At 68.2% G+C, this 1,545-nt stretch carries 1 protein-coding gene and 1 rRNA gene; both read left to right on the forward strand.

Annotated features, from left to right (window positions below; translation table 11 throughout):
- Window positions 1–109 (forward strand): 5S ribosomal RNA (rrf, locus tag M3677_RS16735); the annotation flags it as partial.
- Between the two features lie 444 nt (window positions 110–553).
- On the forward strand, window positions 554–1,144 hold the full coding sequence (locus M3677_RS16740; RefSeq protein ID WP_251161106.1) for a GNAT family N-acetyltransferase: 591 nt from the start codon (window positions 554–556) through the stop codon (window positions 1,142–1,144).
- The last annotated feature ends 401 nt before the right edge of the window (window positions 1,145–1,545 follow it).

The raw sequence follows: 1,545 nt of genomic DNA on the forward strand, positions 1-1,545 counted from the left end.
TCATAGCGAGAGGGAAACGCCCGGTCACATTCCGAACCCGGAAGCTAAGCCTCTCAGCGCCGATGGTACTGCAAGGGGGACCTTGTGGGAGAGTAGGACGCCGCCGGACTCAACTTCAGCAACACCAAGAAACCCCTGACCGTGACCGGTCAGGGGTTTCCTGCGTTAACGGGCCGACCCGCACACCGCCACCGCCCTCGACTGCTCGGGCCGTGCGGGCGAGCGCAGCGGCGATCGCGCGGTGGCGCGATCCCGCACGATCGGCCACCATCAGAACGTGGCACGACACGTCGGTGATCTGTTCCGGGACGAGCCTGACCAGTGGGGCTTGCGCGGCGACCCGTGGCTCTGGCGAGCTCTCGGTGAGCGGTTCGTGCACGTCAGACTCCCGAGCACACGAGGCGAGCTCGACGGCATGCTGCGGCGGGGCTTTGCGGCGGAGGTCGGTCGTGCGATGTCGGGAGACGCCGGCGCAGGGGTGTTCGTCGAGCGCTTCGCACACGGAGGGATGTCTTCCGGGCACGTGTCGTCCTCGTGGTGGTCGGCGACCGGTGTGCCCCTCCTCCTGGGGCGGGCCGGTCTCCCGGGTCTCCGGTACGTCGTACGGAGCACGGTCGAGCAGGACTGGCGGTCGGTGCGAGCGCTCCGGCTCGAGAACGCGGCAGAGAACCCGGTGTCGTACGGCGCGGACCTCCGGACCACCCTCGCGATGACCGAGGACGACTGGCGGCTGCGGGCGCGGCGCGGTACCGGGCGGGACACCACTGCTGTCGTGGCAGTTGCGGAGGACGGGGCGTGGCTGGGGATCATGGCCGCTCAGCTGCCGGCTGACGATGAGCCTGCCGCGCTGCTCACTGGGGTGTTCGTCCGTCCTCGAGCGCGCGGCCGGGCGAACGGCGTGGCGGACGCGCTCCTCGCGGAGGTCCTCAGCTGGGCCGCCCTCCGTGCCCCGTCGATCCGACTCTGGGTGGACTGCGCTCCGGACGGTGCGCCGGCGCGGGGCCTCTACGCTCGCCACGGCTTCCGCAGGACGGGACGCCGGCGCGCGGCTGACGGGTTGCCGAACGCCGTCATCGAAGAGATGGCGACTGCACTCGAGCTCCCGACCGTCCACGGAAGCAGCGGAGAACCGGGCGAGGAGTGAGTCGGTCGGAACGCTGCAACGCGTCCGCTCATCGCCCGACACGCCCGGGATGTGGCCCCACTTGGCAGCGCGTTCACCTCCGCGTAAGGTTGTACCTCGTTGCCGCTGAGGCGGAGAACGGAACGGCCGAGACGGTCACCAGGGCGAGTACCTGGAGATGCAGTCCGGACGGGGTCCCGCTCGGCAACCAACCACCACCCTGACGAGCTGCAAGGTTCGTCGGATGGTGTCGAGAATCCAAGCCCCTCTGATGAGGCACCGCTGTGGTGGTGCTGAGTGGGGGGTGCGTCTGGTCCTTGAGAACTCAACAGCGTGCACATTGTCAATGCCAATTATTTTGACCCCGTGCGACTGCAGCTTTGGTTGTGGTCGTCGGAGACAATTCCTTTTGGATTGAAGAT

Source organism: Curtobacterium sp. P97, from assembly GCF_023712445.1.
Classification (GTDB): domain Bacteria; phylum Actinomycetota; class Actinomycetes; order Actinomycetales; family Microbacteriaceae; genus Curtobacterium.